Annotated in this window: 7 protein-coding genes; all 7 read right to left on the bottom strand. The window is 37.6% G+C overall.

The genetic code is table 11. From position 1 onward, the window contains the following. Positions 1 to 288 precede the first annotated feature (288 nt). The gene (locus tag O0V13_RS11020; RefSeq protein ID WP_268035019.1) at positions 289 to 1254 is read right to left on the bottom strand and encodes an MraY family glycosyltransferase; all 966 of its coding nucleotides are present in this window, start codon (positions 1252 to 1254) and stop codon (positions 289 to 291) included. A gap of 430 nt (positions 1255 to 1684) precedes the next feature. Then, complete coding sequence (locus O0V13_RS11015) at positions 1685 to 3358, bottom strand: hypothetical protein (protein ID WP_268035018.1); 1674 nt, start codon at positions 3356 to 3358, stop codon at positions 1685 to 1687. A gap of 144 nt (positions 3359 to 3502) precedes the next feature. Next, positions 3503 to 5194 (bottom strand): asparagine synthase (glutamine-hydrolyzing), encoded by a 1692-nt coding sequence (gene asnB / locus O0V13_RS11010; RefSeq protein WP_268035017.1) that lies wholly within the window; start codon positions 5192 to 5194, stop codon positions 3503 to 3505. Positions 5195 to 5197: 3 nt separating this feature from the next. Beyond that, entirely contained in the window at positions 5198 to 5899 is a 702-nt protein-coding gene (locus O0V13_RS11005; protein WP_268035026.1) for an acylneuraminate cytidylyltransferase family protein, read from the bottom strand. Continuing rightward, a complete protein-coding gene (neuC, locus tag O0V13_RS11000; RefSeq protein WP_268035016.1) occupies positions 5899 to 7056 on the bottom strand; it encodes a UDP-N-acetylglucosamine 2-epimerase in 1158 nt (385 codons plus the stop codon). The genes O0V13_RS11005 and neuC overlap by 1 nt, the downstream gene beginning before the upstream one ends. Beyond that, positions 7053 to 8051 (bottom strand): N-acetylneuraminate synthase family protein, encoded by a 999-nt coding sequence (locus O0V13_RS10995; protein ID WP_268035015.1) that lies wholly within the window; start codon positions 8049 to 8051, stop codon positions 7053 to 7055. Before O0V13_RS10995 ends, neuC begins: the two co-directional genes overlap by 4 nt. Beyond that, positions 8052 to 14258, bottom strand: coding sequence for a PKD domain-containing protein (locus O0V13_RS10990; RefSeq protein ID WP_268035014.1), 6207 nt, complete (start codon positions 14256 to 14258; stop codon positions 8052 to 8054). Between the last annotated feature and the right edge of the window lie 115 nt (positions 14259 to 14373).

Below are 14373 nucleotides of genomic sequence, written 5' to 3'. Positions count from 1 at the left end.
GGGGTCCGGAAGCCTTTTTTTATTTACGGTAATTCAACTATTTCTCAAGAAGCATTTTTTGGTTTTGAAGCCCAATTCTCGGAACACTTTCTTCCATCTAAATCATAGGGAATCATCAAATTCACAGGGTTCCCAATTTGTCCATCAAAACACCCGATTACCTGAGTTTGCTTTTCCCCTATTCATTGGAGTCTAAATATGCATTAGAAGTTGATTCAAAAGGATCTAAAAATAAGAGCTCGATTTATTTTGAGAAGGTTTTTGATTGATTTCTATAAATAAATTGAATTATTCTACAGTTTTTTCAATTGATTGAAATCTCCTCTTAATCATTAGATAAATCAATCCAAGAATAATTAAAAAGGCGAATGCCGTTCTTGGCTCTGGGTATCCTTTTGGTAAAATGAAGAAACCTAAATTTATTCCAAATTGAAGTATTGCATAAACCACAGACACGATTACATGAGGAATTTTTGTTTGATTGACCAACCTCTGGTATAAATGTGTCCTATGAGGTTCTGTCACCTTTTCCCCATTCTGTATCCTTTGAACAATGGTAATAAAAACATCTACGCCATAAACTGCCAAAAACAATATGATGGTCCAATTTCCTACAGTAATGTACCATTTGGTCAAAAAATAAATCATCAAATAGGCTATGGAAATACTGCCAATGTCACCAGCAAACATAATTGCCTTCTTCCTAAAATTGAAAAATAGGAAAACGCAAATCGCCAAAATTTCATAATGAAGAAGTTCATTTTGGAAATAAGGCATATATTGATTGACGGCTAATAAGCTTGAAAAGAAAACCAATCCATAGACACCTGTCATTCCATTGATTCCATCCATAAAGTTTACGGCGTTTATCACACCCAAACCAATGAAATAAAATATTGGCAAATAATACCAGTCTATCATTTGAAAAACATCCAGATCATAGAATGCCATAGTCAATGCTAAAAACTGAATTCCAAACCTCAATTTTCTGGATAAGGAATAAATATCATCCAACATACTTATGGACGAAATCCAAAGCATTCCAATCAACATCCAGGTGTTTTGAAAATCAAAAATCAACCACCATAAAATAACCGCAAATGGGAATAAAATCCCTCCTCCTCTAACTGTCGCTTTTGTATGAGAACTTCTTTGATTTGGGGTGTCAAATATCCCAAATTTTACAGCCAAGCGATAGTAAACTAATCCTAGCAGTAGAAAAATCAAGAATACAGCAACATATGACAAAATCATCCAATAAATTTTTAATCTACCAAAGGTAGAAAAATGAAATAAACTTGAAATCGGATTTCAATAGTAAGGATCAAAATCCTTTATTTTTTTAATGCATACCAATTTAAAGCGGGTAATCCCCTCTCCAATCAAAAGGCTTTACAAAATTCACCCCTAAACTCCATTTTATTTATGGTGATTTATCAATTCAGACAATAAAAATACTTTGAGAAAGGACATCTTTAAATTTATGAATAAAATGTATGTATTTCCGCTTTTGCACTACTAGCCAAATTTTCTTTTTTTATCAGGGACGAATGTCCAATGACGGATCACTGAAGCTTGAAAGACTGGTCCTTCACAGCTACTATTTAGCCAATTCCTGATTATACTGGCAAGATTGCGGATAATTAGAATAAAATATATCTCATTTCAAACAACATAAAACCATTTATACATTGATCTTGGATAAAATGAATTGATCTAAAAAAGTTAAAAAATCAGAAGCTTCGGATGGCATCTCCCCATGATCAGAGACTGGAACTTTTGGTGCAAATTGATCATTAAATCCAGTGCAATTTATCAAAGTATAGCCTTTAGAATAACCTTTTCCAGATTTGGACTGCCTATAAAATCCTTGATGTTTTACATTTTTAGCCCAAATGGAAATTTCAACATGGTTGTATGACAAAACACCAAATGGATTTGATGCCAGCATATAATCCAAACCATGATCGATTTCTGTATTGGTTTGCCAATTTTTATTGTATTTGAAAATTAAATAACCATTTCTAGGTTGCTTGTCAAGCAATTGCTCTCCTCTACTTTCAATAATTTCAACCTCTACAACTTTTGGTATCGAAGATGGAAGATCCCGATCCAATTTGAATTCATTGGTATAATAGGAATCTTGACCATTCAACCTATATTCCGACGCAAAGTTAACCCCAACCAATCTATCTTTGACTTTAATCGTATATAGCTCTCCATTGATAGAAATTCTATCTCCTGCTTGAAGTTCTCTGACAATGTTTTTTTGGGGAGGTAAGCCTAACCTTTCCCAATTAATGACATTCCTCAACATATCAGCTTTTAAATCCCCATTATCTGTATAACTCCTTGACATCAAAAATTTCTCTCCTCTCTTGGGTATATGTCGAATTAAGTGAAAACTATCATGATTTGCCCTTTCAACAGTATCTTGGTTATATCTATTATGGTAGTTTTTATAATAAGTAGTTGGAGGCAATAAAAAAGTCATTCCTTCAACAAAAATAATATTGGAGCTATTCCCAAAACCCTGAAATAGGTTTTCAATTTGATTGAAACTTCCATTTTCCAACTGAACAGAGTCTGGAGAAAATATCAGTTTTTTTTCAAAATAAACGGGTGGATCAACCTGCTCCAAGTTGCAATCTTCCATCACTAATTGGATTCCTCCTCCATTATTGGCTTTTAATTCTTGCCAAAATATTCCTTTGAAAGAAACATCCTTTTGAATAACTGTTAATGGATCCTCATCACTTCCCGAATAAAGCAAACCAAATTCCATATTGGTTTTGGAATTGATCAGAGCAATTATACCAGTCTGTCCCACCTCTGTAGAATTTATAAATATACATCTAAAGAATGGTTGGACTTCGTTTACATTTACAGCACCAGTTAAATCGATATTGACAAAAGCTACCTGAGAATTCCAAGTTCCTAAATCAAATAAATATTTATCCTGCTTGATTTTACTTTCGTCATCCCATTGATCGTAATAATCAACACCAAAAACCAATTCTGCATTATTTCTTGCTACGACAAATAGGTTCTTTTTTAACTTTTGTCTGGAATATTCCTTAATCCGATATTTTTTTCCATCCTGCAATAGCAAAATAGAAACATCAGAGTTTTGAGTATATTGGACGGCTTTTTCCCAGTCATAATCAAACTCTTCTAAGGTAATAAAGCTTTTTGAAGTAGAGGCAATAGAGTCAATCTCCCTATTCAGTTCCTCATTTGTGCCGATTTCGGAAGCAATCACACTGGCAATTTTACCCTCTAATTTCCCTGCTACATCCTCTAATTTCTCTACTTCTAAATCAAAAGAAAGATTTTTAATATGGAATTTATACTTCATAATAGTTTGTAAAAAAATTAACTTCAAATCCCTTCTTAGCAATAGGGAAGACCATAAAAAAGAAAGGATGTCAACCTAACCGAATGACATCCTTTAAGTTACAAACAAACGACAATGTTAAAAATTATTTATTGCGTTTTTATTTCAGGAAAAAATCAGAGCTGTGTTTACCCATTGCCAGATATGGAAACTACTATCTTTATCTCCTTTCATATAGAGATCCAATTCTTTGTCTATTTCATTTTTATCAAACCAGCCTGTACCAGACAAGGACTTAACTTGGTCTAATACCCACTCTTTTAATTCCAGACCCAACCATTCCCTTTGAGGAGTTTGCAAAGGTCTTTTTGGAGCCAAACGGATATCATTTTTCAGAAAATCATTAGCTATTTCCCGAAAAAGCCATTTCTGGGTATTCCCTTGAATCTTCATCTCTGTGGGTAGTGAGAAAACTTTCTCAACTAATCTATAGTCGAGAAAAGGTTCCCTGAGCTCAGTACTAAATTGCATGGAAACTCGATCAGAAAATCTGAGAGCTCTTTGCAATTTGGTTTGAAACAAATCTCGGTATTGAAGATTCTGTAATCTATTATCGAATGGCTGAGGTTCAGATTGAGGGTCCTTGAGTTCTCTGAAATCCCGAGTCAAAACTTGGGGTCTAAAAGGAGAAGACTTCACTCCTTGAATTGTGAAATTGGTATCCTTAAAATAATAATCATAGCCTGCCCATGATTCATCTGCTCCTTGTCCATCCAACAACACTTTAAAACCTTTTTCTCTGGCCACCTTGAACAACTTTGAATAAGCTATCGTTGGGAGACCACCATACGGTTCCATTTGTTGCTTGGCCATTTGGAGAGCCAAATCTGGAACTTCCTGTGGACTCAGCAAAACTGGATTTAATTTAAAATTGGAGCCTTCCAAAAGGCTTTTCACATATTCAATTTCATCATATCTATCATCACCAGTATAAAATGTAAAAGCTTCAATATTGGAATCATCCCCGAACTGACTGTTAATCAACGAAAACAACATACTGGAATCCAAACCTCCACTTAAATTGAATCCTACAGGGACATCGGCACGAAATCTCAACCTCGTAGAGTCTAACAATAACTCTTTCAGATATTCTTTCGGATTCTCAAGAAGGTGGTGAGATTCCTCAAAAACTGCTTTTTCGAAATCATACCACTTCCAAACCTTCAATTTACCATTTTGAAACTCTAAGGAATGTCCGGGTTCCAAAGAATAAATTCCTTCCCAAAAGGTTTCCTTACCAACAGAATACTTACCGGATGTGAAATACGAAGCCCACACTTTTTCATTAGGCCTTCTTGGAATTCCAGCCTCAAACAGACTCGGGATTTCAGAAGCAAAATAAAACTGCCCCTCTTTTATGGCATAATAAAATGGCTTTACTCCAAATCGATCTCTAGCAGCAAAGAGTTTCTTTTCTTTAATATCCCAAATGGAGAAGGCAAACATCCCATTTAGATCCTGAAGGAAATCTTGACCATTTTTTTCAAAAGAATATAAAAGTACTTCTGTGTCAGAATCAGAGCGGAAAGGCATTCCTCCCAACTCCTTTTTTAACTCGATATAGTTGTAAATTTCCCCATTGAAAACCAAAGAATACCTACCACTTCTGGATAGAAAAGGTTGATTTCCATCTGAGGAAAGATCAATTATGCTCAAACGCTTGTGACCTAAAACACAATAATTAGAATCCTCCCAAAGCCCTGTATTGTCCGGGCCTCTATGAGCAAAGGACTCACACATTTCACCAACAACAGACTTTTGACTTCTCGAGCCAACCATCCCGGCTATTCCGCACATATCTTATAATTTATCCTGATTTTCCCTGAGCCAATTTTCAGCTTTTATCCAATCTTCCTGGGTATCAATATTAATATAAAAAGCAGGATCATTTTTTAGGAATGACATTTTCTCCCCGTATAATGAACCATTTAAAATCACAGATGCCTTCGTCAAATAAATACTCCCATCTCTGAAATATGCTTTTGGCAAAGCCTGTCTTCTTGTGATTAATTCTTTTTCTCCAGTTGCAATTTGCAAATAGCCACTCCCCTCTTCAAAAAATGTCCAATGAGGATTATAATGGTCTGGAACCTCCAAGACCGAAACCAAAGAATCAGCCTTAGAATTCTTAAATTTCTCAATCGCCATATCCAAGATCCCTGAGGCTCGGAATGGTGAGGTAGCCTGAAGTAAACATACTGCATCAAAGTCCTCACCCATTTCTCGATAGTATTCAAGCGCATGGATGATTACAGGCAAAGTAGGTGTTTGGTCCATAGCCAGCTCGGCTGGTCTCATAAATGGAACTTCCAGACCAAGCATTTTTCCAGTCGAAGCGATATCGGAATCGTCCGTACTTAAAATTGTTTTAGCGATATATTTTGACCCAAGTGCAGTCTCCGCAGTATAGGCCAATAGCGGCTTACCACCTAAGGACTTTATATTTTTGCCTGGAACTCCCTTTGAACCACCTCTTGCTGGAATCAGTCCTAAAATCTTCATCAAAAAGTAATGGTCTTATGAAAAATCAATGGGACTTTGCTTAAATGATCAGCTATTTTCTGTCCTGCATCTCCGCTTCCATATATCATAGATGGTAGTGGTCTTTTTGAATTTGAAATCGTTTTTAAAGCAGAGGTAATTTCTTCACGGGAATAGTCAACATCAATGACATTATTCCCCCTCTGCCTGCTATTTTGTCTAGAACCTATATTGACTACAGGAACACCTAAATAGGCACATTCCCTAATTCCTACAGAGCTGTTTCCTATCAGGCCTTTACTGTTTGCCAATAGTTTAAGAAAATCTTGAGGCTCCATGTTCTTGAAAAAATGGAAATTGTCCAGTTTATGAGTTTCGCGAAAAGAACGAATACCGGTACTTGTACCATCGGCTCCTGCATCTACATTAGGCCAAAACCAAAATACCGGTTCATCGATGCCGTACATAGCATGCAAAGTTTCTTCTATGTGAAACCGGGAATTACCAACTTCTGTAGTAACTGGGTGCTGCATTACTACCCAATATCCATTTTCAAGATTTGGCTCACTACCTACCCCTCCATATTTTTTGATAGGATCAAAATCCAAAACTGGGTCTTGACTGACTTCATCTGCCAAATCAATACTTGGACAACCCGTATTAAAAACAAATTCGGAATTCTCCCCTAATCGGATCACTCGTTGGTGGGCATCTTCGGAAGCTACAAAATGAAAATCTGATAGCTTGGTTATTGCATGCCGGACTTTTTCATCAATGTTTCCGGTAACCTCCCCTCCTTGAATGTGAGCCAGAGGAATATTCATATAACTAGCCGAAATTGCAGTTGCCATGGTTTCAAATCGGTCAGCAACTGTCACCACAATATCAGGATTCAGATTATTGAATACCGTAGAAAGCTCCAAAATACCGATACCGGTAGTTTTAGCAGCTGCTGTAAGATTCTCACCTTCTAGGACATTGAATACTTTTGCAGTGATTTCAAATCCGTCTTTTTCAATATTATTGACTGCATTGCCATATCGATCCAATAAAGCCGAAGCCGCAACGACCAATTGCAATTCTAATTCGGGGTGGTCATCAATAGCTTTTAGCGCAGTCTTTATCCTGGAATAAGAAGGGCGAGCAGTAATAACCACGCATATTTTTCTTTTTGTCATAATTTTTCTAGGTCTTCAACATTCAAAAAATCCCACTTGTCAAGACCTTTTATTAATTTTTTCCCAACAACTTGTTGATAATCCTTGGCTGGAATTCCTTTATCTCCTGGTTTTTTTGCCTCTAAATCACTCAATTCCAGAATGTGACCCGCTGGAAGAACTTTGTTTACAGACAAAGATTTGCCAAACATCACCTTCAGTTCTGAATATTTTTCATTATCAGATTTTCGGATAGGGCTTTGCAAAGCCAATTGAATATCTCTGATCCCCTTACAAAGGAGAGATGTCTGATCTATCGAAATACTAGCAGGACTATCAGGTCCAAACTGTCGCTTATCAAAGACTACATGGAATTCGAAAATCTCAGCTCCCAAACTTGCAGCAGCCAAGCAGGCAAAAATATCTCCACTGTGGTCTGAAAACCCAACCGGCACCTGATATCTATTTTTCAGCTCATCCATGACATTCAAACCCCATTGAGCAGGTTGAGTAGGGTAGGCAGTCGTACATTGAAGGATGCTTAGAGAGTTTCCAAATGGCTTCAAAAATTCAAAAGTATGATCCAGTTCTTCAAATGAACTCATTCCAGAGCTTAGGATAATAGGTTTTCCGGTTTTGGCAATTTTTTCCAACATCAAAAAATTACCAACTTCTCCAGAACCAATTTTATACTGTGAAACCCCTAGATTTTCCAACAAATCCACGGCAGCATTACTAAATGGAGAAGAAATAAATTCCAACCCCACCGCATCACAATGTTCTTTAATCCCTATCCATTGATCAGCACTGAACTCCATTCGTTTCCAATAATCATAACGAGTGGAATCTTGTTTCGAAAATTTAACTCTAAAAGGCTCGAATTGTGAAGATTCAGCCTCTGCAATATGAGTTTGAAATTTGATTGCATCTACTCCAGTCGTAGCAAGTGCATCAATGAATGCATGTGCATTCCCCAAGCTTCCATCATGGGCTTGTCCTATTTCAGCAATAATCATCTAACGAATTAAAACAAACACTCCTGACTTATCAAGTTTATTTCCTGATCTAGTCTCATAAGTGATTTTATAAACATAATTTCCATTTGGTGCCTGTTTCCCATTAAGAGTACCATCCCATCCCAAATCTTCTAATTGATCAGTATGATAAATCAATTCTCCCCAGGTATTGAACACATAAAAATCAATTCCTACTATCCCTCTATGTTCTGGTCTGAAATACTGATTCTTGTTTCCATCAGGAGTAAATGCATTTGGCACCATCAATAAAAAATCATCTTTGGCTTCAACCTGAATAGTATAAACACTCTGGCAACCAATACTATCAGTGGTGGTTAAAGTAACTGTATAAAGTCCTTTATCCTTATAAATATGAATTGGATTCTGTTCATTGCTAGTTTGTCCATCCCCAAAATCCCACTCCCAAATCAAAACATCACCAGTAGACAAATCTTGGAATTCAACATTTTCCAAAATTTGAATATCACCATTTGATATGATGACTCCTCCACCTTGATCAGCGTGGTATTCAAAATCCGACACTAGTTTTTCACTTGCAATTCTCACTAGAATCCTTTGAGGTGCTGTCCAACATTCAGTCCCTTTTCTGGAAGTACTTACAATATAATTTCCTGACTCATCGACCGCATTCAAGTCATTTCCTAATAAAGCATTTCCAGTAGGGCTAACAATATCATAATCATAAACTTCAGGATTATATCCTTCAATATAGTTTGTTAAGTCTACTGTGCCTTCTGGATCACACACGATAGATGGGTTAGACACCCTTAGGTTTGGATATGGTGCTACTGTGACTTGGACTAACTCTGGAGTTACCCCACAAATTCCTACACCTTCGACCATCACGTAATATTCATAAGGTTGTTCTGAGGAAGGTAAACCTGAAACAGTCAATTCCCCTGAAGAACTGATACTATAAGTTATTCCATTGTTTGTTCCGCTTTGAATCGGGCTATTCAAATCTTCATCAAAATACCATGTAAATAATGGAGAATTGACATTACTTGGAACAGACGGAGTCAAATTTGCATCCTCTCCTTCACAAATCAATTGATCATCCACACTTATCTCCGTTGGTACTTCTACCAAATTAAGGGGTTCCGATAATGGAATTCTACATCCCAAATCATCAATTATTTCAAAAACATATTCTCCTTGACCAATTCCTGAAACAACTACATTTCCATCTGGGTCTACCGTTTCTATCCCTTGACTGACACCATCCTTAAATACTTCCACTGCATACCCAGGAACTCCTCCACTGATTGATAAACTAACAGCCCCATTTGCCATTTCACAGGTTGGGCTTAAGATATCAGTAATTTCTCCTTGAAGAGGGGAATCTGGACCAAAAATCTCAATGTTGTCCAATTGAACTTCACAAGTTTCAGGAGTCTGAATAGTCACTGAATGAATCCCTTTCGGCACATTTTCAAACAAACCGTTGTCTTGAGAGATTTGACCATCCAAGATAAATGTATAATTACCAGAACCACCCGTTGCAGTCACTTCAATAGTTCCTCCGTCCTCAAAACAAACTTCATCAATCTTGGTATAAGTTGCAGATGGAGTCCCATAAACCATCCCCTTCGCTTCGGCTATAAAACCTGGGCAAACGTCATCACCTACAGCAGTTACATAATAGCTATATGGTGTAGAAGATTCTGGAAGGCCAGAGACAGTCAATTCACCTGTTTGAGAATTTATTTCATAGGTTACTCCATTCGTATTAGGAGCTGAATTTGAGGCTATTGGCTGGGTGGTTGCAATGTCAAAATACCACTCAAAAGTAGCATTTGGAGCAGCAGGGTCTATGGATGGAACAAACACCAAGGATTGACCTTCGCATATCTGAAGATCTTCCACCAAAACCTGAGATGGTCCATCAATCAGTTCAATTTCTTCTGAGACAATCTGACATCCTTGTGCATCCTCAATTGCAAGAGAGTAAACCCCAGAAGCAAGTCCGTTCAGGGATAATTTACCATCAGAATTATCAATGGTTTGAAGTAGTGCACCATCTTTAATCACCTGGATTGTATAAGGCGCCCAACCTCCAGATACAGTACCTTCCAATTTTCCATTCAATGCTCCACAGCCTGGATCGATTCCAGCTAGTGGACTTACCGCCAATTCCGATTCAGGACCCTCTATAGTAAATGTTAAAACCTGAGGGCATCCTGCAGGTGTGATAACTTCCAAATCGTAATTACCTGCTGCAAATGTCATCGCCTCAAATTCATTCAGAGAAACAGGAGTACCTGAATCTACACTATACATATATTCATCTAAAGAACCCGAGAGAACGCTTACTTTTCCGTCCATTCCTCCAAAACAAGAGACTAAACTTGTTTCCAATTCAATCTCTGGGGTAGCAAATACATTAATCTCTACCTCGATTTCTTGTTTGGTACATTCTACAAAGAAGAAATAAGTATAAGTGCCGGCTGGCAAACCATCTATTTGAAGAAGTGGATTTAACCAATCTGAATCATCAATGGTATAAATAACCTCTGGCATGGATGAATCAGGTCCATTGGAAATTAATCCGCTCTGACCTGAATTTTTATACCAATAAACCTCAGTAAATGCTGCAGGAGGTAAATTAGGATCAGGAGCCAAATGAATAGGTCTAATTTCAACCTGCTCTCCCAAACAAACATCTATCGGAGGAACAATTTCATAGACTGGATCAGAAAGTTCACCTACTTCAAAATCAAATGTTGCCAAACAGCCCTTATCATCAGTCACTATTAGATAATAGGTATCTGGAAATAAATCACTGATCCCGGTGGCATTTCCAGATAGAATTTCACCATCAATTGCTCCTTTTCTCCATTCCACAGAATAATTACCCCATCCACCAGAAATCTGGATGTCTTTGATATTTCCATTTGGCAAATCGCAGGAGGCTCTTTCAATACTGAATCCTGTCAAATTGATCGCCTCGTTTGGCTCAAGAACCTTTACATCTTCCAAAGTAGTAACACACCCCAAAGCGCTTCGAATGCTTAATTCATAGTTTCCAGCCGGAAGGTTTTCAAACAAACCATCATTTTTGGAATAATCAACAAATACTCCGTTTCCTCCAGTAATGCTAAATTCAAAATCAGCATAATTATTCCCTGGAATTTGGGCCTGAATTGAGCCGTTAGATTCCCCAAAACAAGCTTCAGTCACTATAGGGGCTCCCATCTCGGGTCCAGGAGTGATTTTTATTTCGGTGGGAATATATCCCTGATCACAAATCCTATCTCCCGACACCAATAAATAGTAAATATAAGGATCAGAATTGGCTGAAAGTCCAGTGACAGAAAGTTGATGTGTCGGACTGATTTGATAGCTAACATTTCCAATAGTTTGACCATCACTAATCAATTGATAGGCTCCTGCATCATCTTGATAATACCATTGAAAAATAGGCGTTCCTGATGAAGGGTCTTGAGTAGCAATCTCGGCGGTTCCTGTTTGGCCTTCACAAACCTCTGAACCAAGGGTAGTGAAATTAGAAGGAGTATCACCAGGAACCTCTATTGAAATACTAGTTTCACAACCTCTTGCATCCGTTGCTAGGATCGTATAGGTAGCAGCTTCTAAACCTGAGACAATATAATTTCCATCTGAAGTAACTGGTGTATCCGCTCCATTTATTTCAACACTTTGATAAGGTAAATTTCCTCCTGTTATCGAGAATTCAATTTGACCATTAGGAAGCTCGCAAAAGGCGTTGACCACTGAATTAGGAGTAATTGAGATTACTTCTTGCGGCCCTTCAACTGTTATTTCTTCAACAGGGGAACTACAACCGAGTACTGCAGAAACTCCATATATCTGATAATCACCGACGGTTAAACCTGAAAATACTCCAGAAGTATTTGAGGCTATTTCAGCATCAGTTGCATCTAAAAGGAAATAAGTGATATCATTTGCTCCTGAAATGGTTCCAACTATTTCCCCAACTCCCTGTGAACACCAATCATCCGTATGAGAAACAGTAAATCCCAATGGTGGATTAACCACGACTGTGGCTACTGTCAAAACATCGTTGATATAAGGACAGAAGTTTCCGCCAGATTGAGATTGACTAGCTGCCTCAACATAAAAACTGTAAGAAGTTGCACCACCGGTATTTTTGAGACCAGACAGGGTAAGTTCTCCACTTGAAGATATTGAAACTTCGACCGGATTTCCACCAATCGTAACAGTGGAATTATTTACTAGTGCACCTCCAGTCCTATCTGCATTTTGATACCATAAAAAACTCGCTTGTACATTATTGGGATTATTCGAAGCATCAATAAGTGGTAAAAATGAAACATCTTCACCCTCGCAGATAGTTTTATCTGGCACTTCCAATTCGACAGGAGTTCCATTTTCTTGATCTACAACGACCTCCACTTCTTCATAACAGCCACCATTTTGGGTATCAGAAGGGTTCCAAACCTGCAAGGTATAAGTGCCTAGATTGACTCCTATTAACTCAAATGTAGCTTCTCCGTTAACCAGAGGACTCACTGTAGCCCCACTTTGACCTATTGAATTACCTTTATAGAACCATTCATATTCAAAGCCATTGACCAAATCTCCTACAATTAGATCATAGATTCTACCATCTTGCTGACCATCGCAGGATGGATTTTCTATGCTGGCATCCTGTATTTTTTCGGGATATGGGTTGGCCACAACCGTAATCTGACCAGGCTGTGAGGTAAGGCCATAGTTATCTGTTACATTGTAATAAACAGTAGCTTCACCTACAAAATCTGGAGCCGGCTCAAATCTAATAGTTGCTTTATTTCTTAATTCTTCAAAATTCTCTGTATCAAGGGGTTCTAGATCTGCATAGAAAGTCCCTAATAATTTTCCATTTCCATCAAAAACTGGAACAGGTTCATTTAAATTACACTCTCTTGAACAGTTTGATAAATCAAAAGAACAATCCTGTGGCTCATTTGGAAAGGTATTGTCTGGAGCTCCTGGGGAATTTTGAAACAATTGGATACATGTGATAAATGCATCATCGCCAGTTTGAAGCTCAACTGGAAATTCGAACTCTAAATCCTCTCCTGTACAAACCACTTTATCTTGGTCAGAAACCAAGGGAAGAAGGAGAGCATCAATGCTGGAAACGTTTACTTTTACATTTCTGATTTCATGATTATTTCTACCATAACCTGTACTTCCAGCAAACCCGATTTTCAACCTTTCTGGTGCAGGAAAAGGGTAATTTATCAAAGGAAATGAGACCAATTGCAACCCATTTAGGGTAGTATTGACTAACATGTCAATTTTGATTTGGTATCCTGATCCACTTGGAATTAATTCAATAAATACTTTTCGATAACCTGGAGTATTGCAATTATCTGGTCTTGTAGTTCCTGTATGGTCAATTGTAAACCACTTTGTTGGATCCAAGTCCAAAGGCGGTGGAGGCAGATAGGGATTGTTCGAAACCGTTATTGGTTTCGTGACATATCTTTCATAAACATCATAATCCAAACTCTGAGGTCCCCTAACAGTGATGCTATTTTCAATCCGCGGATCCCAATTTGCAATTGGTTCTCCTGCTGTTCCAACTCCGAAATTCCCCCATTCATCAAACCCAATTCCAACATATCCACCGGAAATTCCGGGTTGCAAAATCGAACCATCACTAGTATCAATTGATGGGGCATATGCCAATGAACCTCCCAAATAACCTAAACTTAAAGGTTGATCTGCATCAAACATAAAAAAACTGATCCCATCAGCATTAAATCGCTGGTCAATAGGTCCATATGAAAAATATTCAAAGGAAGTTTTGATACCAAATTGTGATGAAAAAGGAATATCCACAATGGCATAGCCTGAATGCCAATATTCATAGGGAGTCAATTGTAGTGATGAGCCTGTAGGATTAGCTGAAAACGGTTGAAGAATTTCATTTGGCGTTGGATTTTCTGGCAATCCTTGGCTTCCAGGAATTCTAATTTCACCACCCAATATGGTGTAATCAAAAGGTCCATTTCCCGTAAATGGCTGACAATAGGGAAATCCTTCTCTCGGAATAGGAATCGCAACTTGGGCGGTCACCTGATTCGAAAGAAGTTGAATTATTCCAAAAAACAGTCCAATCAGTAGTCGAACGTAATATGCCGAGGCATCTACTTTTTTGGTTTTAGCTCCAAGCTGTAGAAATCTTACCATTTACGTTTTTTTACTTATGAAATAGACGATTAAAGGTCTGAAAAATCAAATATTCATGCAACGAATTCACTTTATATCTAATCTTGAAAGTTATTTAAATAATGATTGCAAAAAC

Origin of the sequence: Algoriphagus sp. PAP.12 (assembly GCF_026652115.1) — a bacterium.
Lineage (GTDB): Bacteria > Bacteroidota > Bacteroidia > Cytophagales > Cyclobacteriaceae > Algoriphagus.
The sequence above is the reverse complement of the archived record's forward strand: the minus strand, read 5'-3'. Positions and strand labels throughout refer to the sequence as shown.

What these genes read in the sequence shown, in the direction of transcription:
- O0V13_RS11020 (WP_268035019.1), bottom strand. Translation starts at nt 1,254, where the DNA reads ATGATTTTGTCATATGTTGCTGTATTCTTGATTTTTCTACTGCTAGGA.
- O0V13_RS11015 (WP_268035018.1), bottom strand. Translation starts at nt 3,358, where the DNA reads ATGAAGTATAAATTCCATATTAAAAATCTTTCTTTTGATTTAGAAGTA.
- asnB (WP_268035017.1), bottom strand. Translation starts at nt 5,194, where the DNA reads ATGTGCGGAATAGCCGGGATGGTTGGCTCGAGAAGTCAAAAGTCTGTT.
- O0V13_RS11005 (WP_268035026.1), bottom strand. Translation starts at nt 5,899, where the DNA reads ATGAAGATTTTAGGACTGATTCCAGCAAGAGGTGGTTCAAAGGGAGTT.
- neuC (WP_268035016.1), bottom strand. Translation starts at nt 7,056, where the DNA reads ATGACAAAAAGAAAAATATGCGTGGTTATTACTGCTCGCCCTTCTTAT.
- O0V13_RS10995 (WP_268035015.1), bottom strand. Translation starts at nt 8,051, where the DNA reads ATGATTATTGCTGAAATAGGACAAGCCCATGATGGAAGCTTGGGGAAT.
- O0V13_RS10990 (WP_268035014.1), bottom strand. Translation starts at nt 14,258, where the DNA reads ATGGTAAGATTTCTACAGCTTGGAGCTAAAACCAAAAAAGTAGATGCC.